A 15,654-nucleotide genomic window follows, 5' to 3' on the forward strand; every position below is an offset into this window, starting at 1 on the left:
GTTAAATAGTTGTTGTAAAATCCATTTTGTTACGAATTGATGTATTAAACTTTTCTTAAAATTTCAAACTGAATTATTAAAATGAGAAAACAAATAAAAAAGCAAAACCGATATTTCACGATTTTGCCTTTTTATATTTACTGTACTTTCTTATAATTAATATAATAATTCTTGTTAAACTCAACCGGAGTTCCTTTTTTCAACTTTACTGTCTGCCAGTTTTCGGTTGGATTAATAGTTTGTTCGCCACTAATGATGATCGGAAGTTTAAGGTTTTTGATCACATTTGTATAACGGAATCTCAACTCTTCTCCTTTTTGAGAATACTCCAGAGTCGGAATTTTTATAGTTCTTAAATATTGATTAAATACACTCGAAAAATCAATTCCTGATTTCGAAGAAATGTAATTTTCAATCTGTTGCGTTGTTACGGTTTGATGATAGAATTCTTTACTCAAACCTCTCAATATCTGCCTGAATTTTTCATCATTATTGATAACCTGACGAATCGTGTGAATCATGCTTGCACCTTTGGGATACATATCCCCGCTACCTTCATTTCTTACGCCGTATTTCCCGATAATTGGAACGTCATTATCAATTTTATTTCTATATCCTTGAGCATAAATATCTGCGGACTTTTTATCCATATATTTTTCGGTGAAAAGTGTCTCAGAATACGTGGTAAAACTTTCGTGAATCCACATGTCTGCCTGATCTTTTGCCGTGATATTGTTGGCAAACCATTCGTGTCCGCTTTCGTGAACGATGATATAGTCCCAGTTTAAACCGATTCCTGTTCCAAAATAATCATGTCCACGATATCCATTTTGATAACCGTTTCCGTATGCAACATTACTTTGGTGCTCCATACCCAAATAAGGCGAATCAACCAATTTGTAAGAATCTTCATAGAAAGGATATGGGCCAAACCAGTATTCAAAAGCAGAAAGCATCGGTTTTACCTGTTGGAACTGTTTTTTTGCTTTATCTAAATTATAATCCAACACCCAATAATCTAAATCCAGCGTTCCTTTTTCTCCTTTGTAAGTGTCTTTAAAATTGACATATTTTCCAATATTCGGGATGATAGAGTAGTCGTTGATCGGGTTTTTAACCTGCCATGTATAGGTTGTTTTATCGCCTTCCGTTTTTTTGTCGATCAGTCTTCCGTTTCCAACTCCGACTAAATCTTTCGGAGTGATGATCTTCATAACCATCCCATTATCAGGCTCATCACTCCAAATATCTTTTGTAGGAAGCCATATGGATGCTCCGATTCCTTCATCGGCAACACTCATCCAAGGATTTCCTTTCTCATCTGTTGTGAAAACCCAGCCTCCGTCCCACGGTGCATTTTTAGCGATCACGGGATTTCCGGAATAGGTTACGTCAATTGTATATTTTTCTCCTTTTTTGAAGCTTTTATTGGTTTTAATCCAAATAAAATCACCGTCTTGCTTATATTCTGCAATCGGGAAATTTCCTTCCACTTTATCAGCTTTCATCGGCTGTTGAAGATCTATTTGAAAAGTAGGATTTGCAATATCTTTAATAATTTCAAAGCTGATTTTGTTGGTTCCTTTGATGCTTTTCTGTTCAAAATTAGGTTCAACCGAAAGCTCATATTTTTTCACATCCCAAAAGTCTCTAAACTTGGTATTGGAACCTTTTAAAGTGTCTTGTTTTGTGAAGTTTTCAGGTCTTTCGAAGAATTGCCCGAAAACAAGACCCGATGCCAATAAAAGTGTATATGAAAGCTTTTTCATTTGAAATTAAATTAATCTATCCAAAAATAGAAAATTTTAATAATTAAATGGCAATTTAGATTCTTCCTTCGTCAGAATGACAGTAATATTGACCAAAATATTCACAAAGTTTGTCATTAAGAGCGAAACGTGGTGGAGCGTGGAATCTACTTTTAAAATACTAAGAGTTGAGGTTCCTCCGGAACGATAAAGATGATGTCTTACTTTTTAATTCTAATTAAAACACCTCTTCAATAATATTTTTGAATTTATTAAAATCAATATCATTATTATCCGAGATGTCGATGAAATATTTTGTCTGCCAATTCTTAGTTTTTTCAGCCTGTTTACTTTCAGGTTCATCCCAATTTGGGTAAACCCGAAAACCTCGTTTGCCTTCTTTTTGATCAGAGGTTAGAATTTGTTTCTCAATCAATACTTTTTTAGGGAAAATAAAAAATCCGGATTGAGTATCTTTTTCTGCCGCGATAATATAAAAGTCAAAATCATCGGAAGCGTTGAAAGGTTCAGTTTTTCCTTCAGAATTTCTTCTCCACAAAGTCACAAATTGTCCGTTTTTTGTGGGAGTAATTTTAGCTTTTCGGAATTTGATTTTTAAATTATTAAGTAAGAAATTATGACCAAAATATTCTTTGCATTCTAAATCTGTTTCAATCTTCGATAGATTTAATTGCAAATTTTTAAAAACAGAATCTTCAATTCGGCTTAGTTCTTTGATCATTGTTCGATTTAAATTTTAGACTAAATTACTTCTGAACTGCCGGAAGATTTTCTTCACGTTTCAGAACTTTTTTATGAGTATAAGCACACATAATGATACTGAATTCATACAATAAAAGTAGCGGTAACGCTGCCATAATCATACTTAAAACGTCTGCAGGAGTAATAATTGCCGCAACAACCATAATTAAAACGATCGCGTGGCGACGGTATGTTCTCATGAATTTTGGCGTTAAAATTCCAATAGTTGTAAGGAAATAAATAAGGATCGGGAAAAGAAAAATAACACCCATCCCCAAAATAACCTGTAAAAATAACGTTGTATAATCGCTTAAGTCGTAAAGCGGAACAATAATATCTGAAATTTTAAAGATAACTCCAAAATTAATAGCAAAAGGAAGGATTAAAAAATATCCACATAAAACCCCTGTCATGAAAAGAATCCAAATCGCATTGATGATAAAGATTGAATTTTTTCTCTCTCTCGGATGCAAAGCAGGACCAATAAAACGCCACAACTCCCAAACAATGTAAGGAAATGCGCCAACGATTCCTCCAAAAATAGAAACGGACATCATTACATTAAACTGCTGGTAAAGCCTTTGTACACGCACGGGGAACTCTTTCGGAAGGTGAATACTGTCTTCTCCAAGGATCATTCTCGAAAAGTGATTAACGATTTCAAATGTCGGAAAATCATTTCTGGTTGGTCCAAAAAAGATATGGTCCATGATCCAGTTGATGTTAAAACCAACAGCGAAAGCAGCAATTATGATCGCGATCATTGATCGTACAAGATGACCTCTTAATTCTCCAATATGCCCAAGAAAGGACATTTCTTTACCTTCACTCACAGAATAATTTTTTAAAGTTCCAAATTTATGAAATATTTACAAGAAGTTAGACTTTTTTATATTTCAGAACTAATTTCTAAAGTCTAATATCTAGGTTCTAATTAATTCCCTCGTCCAACAACTTATGCAGATCAATAATTCCGAAATATTTTCCGTTTTCTGTTACAATAAGCTGTCCGATGTTATTTTCTTTTAAAATTTTCATGGCTTCTTTTGCCAAAGCATCTTTTTCGATCATTTTTGGGTTGGCAGACATGATATCTTTCGCTAAAACTTTAGAAACATCTTCACCTTTCATCAACATTCGCCTTAAATCTCCGTCAGTAACTACTCCAATAATTTTGTCTTCGTTCGTTACCACGGTAATCCCGTGTCTTGATGCGCTGATTGAGATAATAACATCTCTTACAGTAGAATCTTCCGCAACCTGAGGTTTTTGAGAAGATAGAAAATCATCAACTTTTGAAATTAAATTCTTTCCTAAGCTTCCTCCGGGATGAAATTTCGCAAAATCATTTTCTTTAAAATCATTCAATTCCATCAAAGCGATAGCTAAAGCGTCTCCCAAAGCCATTTGTAAAGTTGTTGAACTTGTTGGAGCCAGTTTATTTGGGCAAGCTTCCATGTCAACATGAGTATCTAATATGATTTCTGAAAATTCGGCAAGTTTACTTTTTTTATTGCCTGTCATTCCGATCAAAGAGGAAGAATAATCTTTTAAATAAGGAACCAGCGTTACAATTTCAGGAGAATTTCCTGAATGCGAAATACATAAAACAACATCCTGTTTTTGAATGACTCCTAAATCTCCATGAATAGCCTCTGAAGCGTGAAGAAACTGCGATGGAGTTCCTGTAGAGTTTAATGTAGCTACGATTTTATTTCCAACGTGAGCCGATTTTCCGATGCCTACAACGATTAATTTTCCTTTTGCGGAGTGAATAATTTCCACTGCTTTTGCAAAATCATCGTCTATTCTGTTCTTTAATTTTTCAAGTTCTGAAATTTCTATTTCTAAAGTGCTTTTTGCGATTGAAATAATATTAGGTCTTTCCATTTTTACTTTTACAATTTTGTATACAAAAATCTCCTGATATAAATTTATACTTTAAAAAGAATATTTAATATAAATTTTATTTTTATAAATTCGTTCGCTTTTATTTTCAGCAAAAATTTTATAACTTTGGGATAGATGCAAATTTAGCAATACAAAATTAGATGAGCGCAAAAAAAGCCAATTTATCGGGCGAATTGAAAAAATATTTCGGATTTTCCACCTTCAAAGGTCAACAGGAAGAGATCATAGAAAATCTACTAAACGGAAAGGATATATTTGTTTTGATGCCTACAGGAGGGGGGAAGTCTTTATGCTACCAGCTTCCAGCTCTTATTTCTGAAGGAACCGCAATAGTGGTTTCGCCTTTGATAGCATTAATGAAGAATCAGGTGGATGCTGTAAATGGCCTTTCATCTGAAAGCGGAGTTGCGCACGTTTTAAATTCATCATTAAACAAAACGCAGACCAAACAGGTTTTTGACGATATTACAAGTGGTAGAACTAAACTGTTATATGTAGCTCCGGAATCTTTGATCAAAGAAGATTATGTTGATTTCTTTAAAGATGTCAAAATTTCTTTCGTTGCTATAGACGAGGCGCACTGTATTTCAGAGTGGGGTCACGATTTCAGACCGGAATACAGAAACTTAAAATCTATTATCGATAAAATTGCCGATGTTCCGGTGATTGCATTAACGGCAACGGCAACTCCAAAAGTTCAGGATGATATCCAGAAAACGTTGGGAATGACGAATGCTTTAGTCTTTAAGGAAAGTTTTAACCGTGCGAATTTATATTATGAAGTTCGCCCAAAGGTTAATGTAGATAGAGAGATCGTTAAATTTATCAATGAGAGAAAAGGAAAATCAGGAATTGTTTACTGTTTAAGCCGAAGAAAGGTTGAAGAATTTGCTCAGCTTTTACAGGTGAACGGAATTAATGCACTTCCATATCATGCCGGACTTGATCAAAAGGTACGAGTTGCCAATCAGGATAAATTTTTGATGGAAGATGCTGATGTAATTGTAGCTACGATCGCATTCGGAATGGGAATTGACAAGCCTGACGTACGATTTGTAATTCACTACGATTTCCCGAAATCTCTGGAAAGTTATTATCAGGAAACCGGTCGCGCAGGTCGGGATGGTGGCGAAGGGTATTGCCTGTCGTTTTATGATCCTAAAGATATTGAGAAATTAGAAAAATTCTTAGCTCAAAAGCCCGTTTCCGAAAGAGAAATCGGATTACAGCTTTTAAATGAAGTCGTTGGTTACGCCGAAACTTCAATGAGCAGAAGACAGTATATTCTGTATTATTTTGGTGAAATTTTTGATCCGATAACAGGAGAAGGAGCCAAAATGTGTGATAATGCATCCAATCCTCCGAAACTGAAAGATGCAACAGAAGACTTGAAAAAGGTGTTGGAACTGATCAGCGTAACTGGAGAAAAATTTAAGTCTAAAGATTTGATTTCTGTGATTGTTGGAAAGGAAAGTGCTGTGACAAAGTCGTATAAATTAGAACAAACTTCCTTCTTCGGCTTCGGAAAAGAAGATAAAGACAATTATTGGAAAACGATTTTAAGACAGGCTACAGTTCAGAATTTTCTTCAAAAAGATATTGAGACTTATGGAGTTTTAAAAATTTCTGAAAAAGGACAATTGGTTTTAAAAGGGGAACTTGAACATTCATTCTTAATTGCTGAAGACCGAGAATTTGATCTTTCTCAGACAAAAGCTGAAAGTGATCAGGTTCAAATGCAGGCCAATGGAAGTTTAGACCAAAAACTATTTGAACAATTAAAAGATCTCAGAAAAAAAGTCGCAAAAAAATACGGAATTCCGCCTTACACGGTCTTCATGGACCCGAGTTTGGAAGATATGACGGTTCAATATCCGATCACATTGGATGAAATCGCCAAAATCTACGGAGTTGGAGAAGGAAAAGCCAAAAAGTACGGTAAAGAATTTGCTGATTTTATAAATACGTATGTTGAAGATAACAACATAGAACGTACCCAGGATATGGTGTTGAAGCAGGTTGCGAATAAATCCAGCCATAAAGTTTTCATCATTCAGAGTACGGATAAAAAAATTGACCTTGAAGATATTGCAAGAGCTAAAAACTTATCAATGGATGATCTGTTGAAAGAGATGGAACGTATTGTATATCAGGGTACAAAGTTGAATATCGATTATTATATCGAAGATAATTTTGATGAAGATATTGTAGACGGTTTCATGGAATTCATGACCGAATCTGAAAGCGACAGTATGAAAGTCTTGTTGGACGAATTTGGAGATGAACTTTCTGATGAAGAAGTGAGAATGTTGAGAATCAAGTTTATCAGTGACGTTGCTAATTAAAAATACAGCCTTATCCCTTTGTGGGTAAGGTTTTTACTATGACGAAAAAAATTTCTGTTATGTTTATTCTGCCGGATCTTGAAACCGGAGGCGCAGAAAGAATTGTTACCACGATTGCAAACCACCTTTCCAGAGATCGGTTTGAACCTAAGATTTTGCTTTTACGTAAAAAAGGCGGATATCTTAATCTTGTTAAAGAAGATGTTGAAATTATTGATATTAATACAGAAAGAATCAGACATTCTTTAAAGCCTATTCTTGCTGAAATTTATAGAAGAAAACCGGATATTGTGTTTTCCGGATTTGGAGAAGTAAATGCTTATTTGGCATTATTTATTAAGCTTTTTCCACGAACAAAATTTATCGCAAGAGAAACAAATGTGGTTACAGAACATGTAACAAGAAAAGAGATAAAATTTTTCTATAATTTTTACAATAACTATCAGAGAATCATTGCGCAAAGTGATGATATGATGAAAGATTTAACGGGTAATTTCAATATTAAGTCGAATAAAATTATTAAAATAAATAATCCTGTCGATTTTGAATTTATAAATCAAAAACTATCAACAGCTGTAAAGCCCGAAAGCTTTAAATACAATTATAAAAATGTTGTAGCCATTGGAAACTTATCTTCCAGAAAGGGTTTCGATAACTTGTTGAAAGTCTTTTCAAGGCTTAAAAATGAAAATATCTTACTCCATATTTTAGGAGACGGAAAAGACAGGGAAATTTTACATCAAATGAAAGATTTCTTAGGATTAAAGAACGTTTTCTTTCATGGAAGACAGGAAAATCCTTATCAGTTTCTGAAATTTGCCGATCTTTTTATTCTTTCATCAAGGTATGAGGGTTTCCCGAATGTTTTATTGGAAGCCGGAGCTTGCGGAACGTATTCTTTGGCGAATAATTGTCCGGGTGGAATTAATGAAATCATTCAGCCTCGAGTTAACGGAGAAGTTTCTGATATTGAAAATTACGAAGATTTTTCACAAAAAGTAATGAGCATTCTGCATGGAAGTTATGATAAAGATTCTATTAAAAATTCAATCAGATCAAGGTTTTCAAAGGATATTATTTTAGATAAATATGAAAAGGTTTTGCTTGATTTAATGAAGAAATAATCATCGTAACCTATTTTATGAGCTTTTATATTTCCTTACATTTGCTCTCCAAAATTTTATCTAAAAAGTCAATATTTAATACATGAAAAAAATCCCCAAAATTGGATGCGCTTGCGAAAAACCTACCTCCGATTATACTGAATACAGAAGTTCAGAATTAGGAATAGACCATACTAATGGAAGAAATGCCGAAGTAATGATTCAACAATGCAAGCTTTGTCAGAGAATTTGGATTCATTATTTTGTTGAATTTGAGCATCATTCTAAATCCGGAAGATGGTATAAAGGAATTGTTACTAAAAAAGACCGTTCACAAATAACTCCGGAAAATGCCGTGGAATTTTTAGAAAATCTGGAATGGTATGTTTATGGAGGCTCTTATTTTCAAAGTACGGGAACATTTGGTGAAGGGAAAGTGAACGTGGATGTGTAAATTCTGTTTTAAATTAAAAACACTATTAAAAATCAATTAAAATAATTGAAATTTTAAAAAAACCATGAATGACGAATTAAAAAAAGAAATACACAGTAAGTATAAAAAATACGTCGCTGGAAATTATAATGAAAAATATATTTACCGATTAATACTTCAGGAAGGTTATAATAAACAGGATGTAGATGAAGTAATGAAGGAAATACATGCTGAAAAACAGAAAGTATTAAAACAAAAAAATAAATATCGTACTATTATTAGCATCATACTATATATAGTGGGTACTATTATTTTTTTTTCAGGGATAGTATTAATGACTTTAGCGGGGCCTAGATTTGGAATTGCTGCAATTGTTCTTGCAGTAATCATATGGATAAGGGCAAATAGATAATAACTGTTTTATATATTTTTTCAAACCTTAAATTCAATATATAAATTTGACAAATCTCACTTTCTCACGTGGTAATTAATCAGTAAATTTGTAAGAATAAAGAAATTTAATAATAAACAAATTCATAAAATAACATGAGTCAATTCGATGTTACCGTAATCGGTTCTGGTCCTGGTGGTTATGTTGCTGCAATTCGTGCTGCACAATTAGGTTTCACAACAGCAATTATTGAAAAATACCCAACTTTAGGCGGAACTTGTCTTAACGTGGGATGTATTCCGTCAAAAGCGCTTTTAGACAGCTCTGAACATTTCGAAAATGCAAAACATAATTTCGCAGGTCACGGAATCATTATCAATGAGCCTCAGGCAGACATTGCAAGAATGATTGAGCGTAAAAACGAAGTTATCAAGCAAAATACAGACGGAATCAGCTATCTGATGAACAAAAACAAAATCACTGTTTTTGAAGGTGTTGGAAGCTTCGAGTCTGCCACTCAGATCAAAGTAACGAAAAACGATGGTTCTACGGAAACGATCGATTCTAAATATACAATCATTGCAACGGGTTCTAAGCCGTCTTCATTGCCTTTCATTACATTAGATAAAGAAAGAGTAATTACTTCTACGGAAGCTTTAAACCTTAAGGAAATTCCTAAGCATTTGGTAGTGATCGGAGGTGGAGTTATCGGTCTTGAATTAGGTTCAGTTTACCTAAGATTAGGAGCTCAGGTAACTGTTGTTGAATTTATGGACAAGATCATTCCTACAATGGACGGAGCTTTAAGTAAAGAATTAACTAAGGTTCTTAAAAAACAGGGGATGAAATTCATGCTTTCTACAGCGGTTTCTGCAGTTGAAAGAAATGGAGATACTGTAAAAATTACGGCTAAAGATAAAAAAGGAGAAGAAGTAACTGTTGAAGGAGATTACTGTCTAGTTTCTGTAGGCAGAAAACCTTTCACAGACGGTCTTGGATTGGAGAAAGCAGGTGTTGAGCTTGACGAAAGAGGAAGAGTAAAAACAAACGATCACTTACAGACTAACGTTGCCAACATCTACGCGATCGGTGACGTTATCAAAGGGGCAATGTTGGCTCACAAAGCTGAAGAAGAAGGAGTTTTTGTTGCTGAAACATTGGCCGGACAAAAACCTCACGTTAATTATAACCTAATTCCTGGTGTTGTTTACACCTGGCCTGAAGTTGCCGGAGTTGGTAAAACTGAAGAGCAGTTGAAAGAAGAAGGCGTAGCTTACAAAGTTGGATCTTTCCCGATGAGAGCTTTAGGAAGAAGCCGTGCTAGTGGTGATGTTGATGGTTTGGTTAAAATCCTTGCAGACGAAAAAACTGACGAAGTTTTAGGAATGCACATCATCGGAGCAAGAGCTGCTGACTTAATTGCAGAGGGTGTAATCGCTATGGAATTCCGTGCAAGTGCTGAAGATATTGCAAGAAGTTCTCACGCTCACCCAACATATGCAGAAGCTATTAAAGAAGCTGCATTGGATGCGACAGGAAAAAGACCTATTCACATGTAATTATAACTGATTAATTTTTAATCATTTAAATATAAAAGAGAAATCATTTTTGGTTTCTCTTTTTTTGGCATAAAAATGGAAATTGACCTAATAAATTTAGTTATGAGAAATATTTTTATCGGTTTACTGTTTTTTGCAGGAATCTATTCATTTGCACAGGAAGCAGGAAAGGCAGGAGAGCTTTTAAGAAATGAAGCTTCTGCGACAGAAATGCAGTCGGCCAAGAGCAAAGGTTTAGATAACAGAAATGATAATTCAAATAATTCTGGTTTTAGAAATCCGAATAATCAAAATAACAGAGGAAGAAATCCAAATTATCAATGGAATCAGAACTATGGGTATTCAGAAGTCTTTCTTAGAATTCCTGAAATGGGATATTTTACGGTAGAACTGGGCGATCAAGTAATTTCAAACAATTCCGGGAAATATCGTTTTTTTGATTTGCAATCGGGGAGAGTTCCGATCTCAATTTATGATAATGGATTTTTAATTTATCGAACGACTTTACAACTTCGAAATAATAACAGATTGGTACTGGATTTTTTCACTAATAATGGGCTGTATTTATTAGATTCATATCCGGTTCAGAGTCAGTCTTACGGTTTCAATGACTGGAATGATGTTTGGAACGATCTGTATGGAAATAATCAATCAGGAAATTGGAATAATTCTGGAAATGTGATGGATCATAATACTTTCCGTCAGTTTTTTTTGATGTTTGATAAGGAGCCATTTGATGACGGTAAAATTGCAATGATCAACCAGCAGATGCGCAATTCACAATTTACATCCGAACAAATCCGAGATCTGGTAAAGTCTATCAGTTTTGATAAAAACAAAATTATGCTGGCCAAATCTATGTAGAAAAGATGTGTAGATAAAAATAGATATTTTCTGGTAAGCGACGCATTTGATTATGAAAGCAGTAAACGCGAGCTGAGGGAATTTATAGCTAAATAATTAAGATAAAAAAAGAGAAGTAGATTGCTTCTCTTTTTTGTTTTTGAAGCTCAAACTCTAAAACTCTCAACCACACTCACCCAAAAACTAGCAATTATTTTCCGTACCTTTGTCGCTTAATTTTATCATTAATGCAATTAGGGAAAACTCAAACTTTAAAAATTTCAGAAAAAACAAGTTCTGGATTAATATTAACGGACGAATCTGGTGAAAAAGCTTTTTTGCCTAAAATTTTCGTTCATGAAGAAAAAGAAATCGATGAAGAAATTGAAGTTTTCGTATATCAGGATGATAATAAATTAAAAGCAACTACTGAAACTCCATTAGCAGAAGTAGGAGAGTTTGCGGTAATGGGCTGTGTACAGAGTCTTCCAAGTGGTGCGTTTATGGATTGGGGGATCATTAAAGACCTTTTCATTCCTTACAAACAGCAGAAGTCTAAAATTCTTGAAGGAAAAAGATATCTAGTTTATCTGTATGTTGATGAAAGGCTAGATTTGATCACAGGAACTACAACGTTCAAAAGAAATCCTCAGTATGAAGATCTTCCTTTCCAAAAAGGAGATAAAGTAGATTTGATCTTAATGAACGAAAGTGAATTAGGTTGGAATGTTGTGATCAACAAACAATATATCGGACTTATTTACGCTTCCGACGTTTTCAAAAAACTATATCCGTTATCTGAAGAAAAAGGCTACATCAAAGCAATCCGTGAAGATGGAAAAATTGATGTTTCTCTACAGCCTGAAGGTTTTGAAAATATTGATGAGTTTAAACAAAAGATTTTGGATAAATTAAATGACAATTATGGTTTATTATATTTGTCAGATAAATCTACTCCGGAAGAGATCCAAGATACACTTCAAATGAGTAAAAAGAACTTTAAGAAAGCCCTTGGCGGATTGTATAAAGATAAGATTGTTGAGATCTTAGATGATAAGATCAAATTAGTATAAAATAAAAAGGAGCAGAATTTTCTGCTCCTTTTTTTATGTTTAATCTCTGTTTTTAATGAGTAACCAACCTGTGTAAACTCTTCCGTCGGAAACTTTTATCGTATACCAGTAATTTCCTGTAGGTAATGGAGTTCCGTTGAGTTTTCCGTCCCATTCAAGAGGTTTTTTAGAGATGATTTCTTTGAAAACAGGAAGACCTCTTCGATCGTAAAGATTGATTTCAGTTCCGGGGTAATTTTCTAGTCCAACAATCTTCCATTTATCGTTTCTTCCATCTCCGTTTGGTGTTATAGCATTCGGAATATTAAAAATTGAAAAAATCTTTTCGCCAATAATACATCCGCCTTTGGTTCTTACATACACTTTGTATTCTCCAATTGTCAGATTATTGAAAATATTTGAATCTTGCCAGATAAAATTATCTAAAGAATACTCATAATTTCCGGTTGCGGAAAGAATAACCGTTGCGGTACTATTATTGATGTTTACAGAAACAATTTCAGCAAGAATAGAGTATTTTACCTCAATCGTATCTATGTCTTCACATCCAAAATTGTTCGTTACTTTTACAAAATAAATTCCAGGAGTTGAAACGGTGATTGTTTGAGTGGTTGCTCCGGTATTCCATAGATACGATGCAAAACCATTTCCGGCGTCTAATGTTACCGTTTTGCCTTTACAGAATTCTATACTGTCCGGAAGTTTAATCTGAGGTTTTGGATTAAGGGTTATATTTAATCTTACAATGATAAAACAACCGTCCGTTGTAGCAACTTTCACATGAATGATCGTTGTTCCTATACTTAAAACATAACCTGATGGGTTTGTAATGATATTTCCCGTATTATCTGTGTAAGTGAAAATATAATTATTCGGATTAGCAATGATGTCATCTTCATAAGAATGAAGGTTTACTGTCATTGTATTTGCCGTTGTTGAATTACATAATGTGTCCGTAAAGTCATGTGCAGGAACATTATTGGTTGAAAGTGTAACTGCAATAGCCAATTTTTCAGACTCACATCCATTTAAAATTTGAGTAACAAAGTAAGTTTGTCCATTAACAAGCGGAGTTGTTGTAGGTAAAACATTTCCGGCAGCATTGTAGAATATTAAAGAAGTTCCCGTTACAACTAAGTTTGCTAGCGTAGGATTTGCCGAAGCACAGAAATCCTGTGTAATATTTCCTGTCGGTTTTGGAGTATTATTTACCGTAATCTGGATACCAATCTTATTACTTTCGCAGCCATTTATAGTTTGTGAAGCGTAATAGGTCTGTCCGTTTACAAGTGGAGTAGTTAAAGGTAAAATATTATTTGCTGCATCATACCATTTGATGTTTTGCCCTGTAACTTGTATGTCTGAAATTTTGGGTTGATTAATGAAACAGAACGATTGATTTGTATTTGCTGTTGGAGTTGTTCCTTGTATTGAAAATACTTTAAAAGGTGTCTTTTCACTTTCACATCCATTATTATATTGAGCTACAAAATAAGTTGCTCCTGAAACAATATAAGCGTAATTGCTTAGTAGATTTCCATTGATATCATAGAAATGGATGTTTTGATTGCTATTAATATTCAATTGATTAAGTGTCATTTGACTTACATTAGAACAGAAATAAAAATCATTTACAACAAGTTGAGGAGGTGACGTTTTAATAACTACATTAACGGCCAGTCTTTTTGAGTTAAAAGGGCAAGATTCGTCTTGTACTGATGCATAATAAGTTGCATTGTTTTGTAATGGAGTGTTGCCAGCTAGAGGAGTTGTTGAAATCGGTGAATTATACCATGTTGTATAAGATGTTTTAGGATAAAGATCTTGAATTGTAGGGTTTGTTAATGAACAAAAAGTCTGTGTTTTATCTCCATCAGGAGTTCCGTTATAACATTTTCCGAATTTTTGAACAAAAGAATTCTGATAGCCTTGATATGCTACAATTTCCTTCACATCAGGATCAGGATTAAAATCTTGAAAACTATCAAAATTTCCGGCATTAATAATATTTCCTTCATAATCAATGTTTTGACTTAAAGAATAAGTGGAAAAATCACTTTTGTTATATATTAATTTTCCATCATTTCTGAATTTCAAATAATAAGCCCTCGATGAATGCGAACCGTAACCTATATAATTTTGAAACAGATCTAATCTTTTTACAGTTTCCTCGCTACCGTCATTCCCGTTAATAACTTTAAAAATTTCATCTGAATATTTTACAAAAAAATTGATTGTATTATCTGTATTTAAACCAATCGTAAGAAAATCATAACCATCATCAGCCTTAATCACGGAGTTCCATACATGTTGACCGTTATTATTTACCTTATAAATTACATTTCTTCCTCCTGTGGGAAGGTTTACCGATGCATTCGTGAAGTTAAAAGTTTGTGGCTCATAAAAAGTGTTGGCAGTATAAATATTGTTATCGTTATCAATCGCAATTTTTGAGTTTGATACTGCATTCATTGAAGGTCCGTGTGCCAAATGCTGAAGCCATTGAGTAGTTCCTGCGGAACTGAATTTTGCTAAGAAAAATCTATTGGTAGCTTGGGGGATATTAGCTGGAAAATACTGCGAAGAATTAATGATCAAAGTTCCATTATAATTTCCTAAAACAACGATTTCGTTATTTTTATTTACTTTTACACAATTGAGTTCTGCTGTATGAATAGGTATTGCCCAAGAAAGTGCTCCATTTGATGCATTTTTCATTAGGAATGAGCCATTAGGAGCTGGTAAGGGATGAACTACGTTTGGGTCGGGATCAAAATCAGTAAAAGATCCGTTGTAGTTTGCATATCTGCCTAAAGTCACAATGTCATTATTTTCGTCTATAGTACTCGTGAAACTAGAACCATATCGGTAAACATTTCCAAATATAAAAAATCCATTGTTATTCCATTTGGTAATAAATCCAACTCCTTCGTAATTATTTTGAGCAAAAATATCATTAGTATTTGGGTTTAGTTTTAAATTATTCCCATCAGCAGCCCCGGAAATAATAAGATTATCCATTTTGTCAACTGCCAGAGAGGTAACGTATGAAACATAATCTGACTTAATTTCCTTAACCCATAATACATTTTTGTTTTTATCAAGCTTAGCCACTACAGCTCTTCCCATTTCTGTACTGTTGGAATTAAGAGAGATAGAACCAAATGAAATATTACTGACCCCTATTGAAAACGGAGTACCATAATTACCTCCTACAAAAATATTTCCTTGAGAATCGGTTGCGCTGTATTGTACGAAATGTTTAGTGGTGTTTGTTGTAGTTCTTGTTTCAAAATGCCACATTAAATTTTGTGAAAACAGAAATACACCGCTAAAGAGTATGAAAAGAAATAAAATTTTTCGCATCGATTATTAATTTTCGGCAAAGATATAAAAACAGCCTGCTTATCAAAGGTTAAGTATAATTAATCTCTAACTGAAGACTCAAAACATGATGCAAATCATAATAAATTTCATTAATTATTT

The 15,654-nt window shown here is 33.8% G+C and carries 11 protein-coding genes and 1 pseudogene; 7 read left to right on the top strand and 5 right to left on the bottom strand.

Annotation, left to right across the window (positions count from 1 at the left end; genetic code table 11):
- Positions 1 to 137: 137 nt before the first annotated feature.
- The 4 genes from BT156_RS00070 to BT156_RS00085 form a co-directional block, all read right to left on the bottom strand.
- A complete protein-coding gene (locus BT156_RS00070; protein ID WP_072406009.1) occupies positions 138 to 1,769 on the bottom strand; it encodes a M1 family metallopeptidase in 1,632 nt (543 codons plus the stop codon).
- 217 nt (positions 1,770 to 1,986) lie between these two features.
- Complete coding sequence (locus tag BT156_RS00075) at positions 1,987 to 2,490, bottom strand: MepB family protein (RefSeq protein ID WP_072406011.1); 504 nt, start codon at positions 2,488 to 2,490, stop codon at positions 1,987 to 1,989.
- 25 nt (positions 2,491 to 2,515) lie between these two features.
- Positions 2,516 to 3,343, bottom strand: a complete 828-nt coding sequence (gene tatC / locus BT156_RS00080) for a twin-arginine translocase subunit TatC (RefSeq protein ID WP_170857252.1) — start codon at positions 3,341 to 3,343, stop codon at positions 2,516 to 2,518.
- 97 nt (positions 3,344 to 3,440) lie between these two features.
- The gene (locus BT156_RS00085) at positions 3,441 to 4,400 is read right to left on the bottom strand and encodes a KpsF/GutQ family sugar-phosphate isomerase (RefSeq protein WP_072406013.1); all 960 of its coding nucleotides are present in this window, start codon (positions 4,398 to 4,400) and stop codon (positions 3,441 to 3,443) included.
- Between the two features lie 161 nt (positions 4,401 to 4,561).
- On the opposite strand from BT156_RS00085, the gene recQ reads away from it, so the two are divergent.
- From recQ to BT156_RS00120, 7 genes and pseudogenes are all read left to right on the top strand, one after another.
- Positions 4,562 to 6,766, top strand: a complete 2,205-nt coding sequence (gene recQ, locus BT156_RS00090; protein ID WP_072406015.1) for a DNA helicase RecQ — start codon at positions 4,562 to 4,564, stop codon at positions 6,764 to 6,766.
- 59 nt (positions 6,767 to 6,825) lie between these two features.
- Positions 6,826 to 7,890, top strand: a complete 1,065-nt coding sequence (locus BT156_RS00095; protein ID WP_228429896.1) for a glycosyltransferase — start codon at positions 6,826 to 6,828, stop codon at positions 7,888 to 7,890.
- 82 nt (positions 7,891 to 7,972) lie between these two features.
- Positions 7,973 to 8,323 (top strand): hypothetical protein, encoded by a 351-nt coding sequence (locus tag BT156_RS00100; RefSeq protein ID WP_072406019.1) that lies wholly within the window; start codon positions 7,973 to 7,975, stop codon positions 8,321 to 8,323.
- 64 nt (positions 8,324 to 8,387) lie between these two features.
- Positions 8,388 to 8,714, top strand: a complete 327-nt coding sequence (locus tag BT156_RS00105; RefSeq protein WP_072406021.1) for a hypothetical protein — start codon at positions 8,388 to 8,390, stop codon at positions 8,712 to 8,714.
- A gap of 134 nt (positions 8,715 to 8,848) precedes the next feature.
- Positions 8,849 to 10,252, top strand: coding sequence for a dihydrolipoyl dehydrogenase (gene lpdA / locus BT156_RS00110; RefSeq protein WP_072406023.1), 1,404 nt, complete (start codon positions 8,849 to 8,851; stop codon positions 10,250 to 10,252).
- A gap of 369 nt (positions 10,253 to 10,621) precedes the next feature.
- Positions 10,622 to 11,212, top strand: a pseudogene (locus BT156_RS22545) (DUF4476 domain-containing protein).
- Between the two features lie 131 nt (positions 11,213 to 11,343).
- A complete protein-coding gene (locus BT156_RS00120) occupies positions 11,344 to 12,168 on the top strand; it encodes a CvfB family protein (RefSeq protein WP_072406025.1) in 825 nt (274 codons plus the stop codon).
- Positions 12,169 to 12,207: 39 nt separating this feature from the next.
- Here BT156_RS00120 and BT156_RS00125 read toward each other — a convergent pair whose 3' ends face one another.
- Complete coding sequence (locus tag BT156_RS00125; protein ID WP_072406027.1) at positions 12,208 to 15,534, bottom strand: T9SS type B sorting domain-containing protein; 3,327 nt, start codon at positions 15,532 to 15,534, stop codon at positions 12,208 to 12,210.
- Between the last annotated feature and the right edge of the window lie 120 nt (positions 15,535 to 15,654).

The sequence above is a fragment of the Chryseobacterium limigenitum genome (assembly GCF_900114875.1).
Taxonomy (GTDB): domain Bacteria; phylum Bacteroidota; class Bacteroidia; order Flavobacteriales; family Weeksellaceae; genus Chryseobacterium; species Chryseobacterium limigenitum.

Bases quoted from the DNA above. Each gene is read 5' to 3' on its own strand.
- BT156_RS00085 (WP_072406013.1), bottom strand. From the start codon at position 4,400: ATGGAAAGACCTAATATTATTTCAATCGCAAAAAGCACTTTAGAAATA.
- BT156_RS00105 (WP_072406021.1), top strand. From the start codon at position 8,388: ATGAATGACGAATTAAAAAAAGAAATACACAGTAAGTATAAAAAATAC.
- BT156_RS00075 (WP_072406011.1), bottom strand. From the start codon at position 2,490: ATGATCAAAGAACTAAGCCGAATTGAAGATTCTGTTTTTAAAAATTTG.
- BT156_RS00125 (WP_072406027.1), bottom strand. From the start codon at position 15,534: ATGCGAAAAATTTTATTTCTTTTCATACTCTTTAGCGGTGTATTTCTG.
- recQ (WP_072406015.1), top strand. From the start codon at position 4,562: ATGAGCGCAAAAAAAGCCAATTTATCGGGCGAATTGAAAAAATATTTC.
- BT156_RS00095 (WP_228429896.1), top strand. From the start codon at position 6,826: ATGTTTATTCTGCCGGATCTTGAAACCGGAGGCGCAGAAAGAATTGTT.
- BT156_RS00100 (WP_072406019.1), top strand. From the start codon at position 7,973: ATGAAAAAAATCCCCAAAATTGGATGCGCTTGCGAAAAACCTACCTCC.
- BT156_RS00070 (WP_072406009.1), bottom strand. From the start codon at position 1,769: ATGAAAAAGCTTTCATATACACTTTTATTGGCATCGGGTCTTGTTTTC.
- lpdA (WP_072406023.1), top strand. From the start codon at position 8,849: ATGAGTCAATTCGATGTTACCGTAATCGGTTCTGGTCCTGGTGGTTAT.
- BT156_RS00120 (WP_072406025.1), top strand. From the start codon at position 11,344: ATGCAATTAGGGAAAACTCAAACTTTAAAAATTTCAGAAAAAACAAGT.